Consider the following 205-nt stretch of genomic DNA (forward strand, 5'->3'; position numbering starts at 1 on the left):
GAACAGGTTTTCGAATTGCTTCTCCAACATGCCGTACATGTATTTCACCTTCTGCTTCTCCATCAGCTGGACGGCGTACTCCGACTGCTTCTTGCGCCGCCGCGGCCGTGCTGGCCCGGAGGATAAGCTTTCTTGTTGAGCGCTTTGTCGGGGCCGAAAATCGGCTCGTTGAAGCGACGGGCAATTTTTGAGGTAGGGCCGGTAT

At 55.6% G+C, this 205-nt stretch carries 1 pseudogene; it reads right to left on the reverse strand.

What is annotated here, in order from left to right:
- A pseudogene (locus BEN48_RS03840) lies at positions 1 to 205 on the reverse strand (30S ribosomal protein S4); the annotation flags it as partial.

Origin of the sequence: Hymenobacter glacialis (assembly GCF_001816165.1) — a bacterium.
Taxonomy (GTDB): Bacteria; Bacteroidota; Bacteroidia; order Cytophagales; family Hymenobacteraceae; genus Hymenobacter; species Hymenobacter glacialis.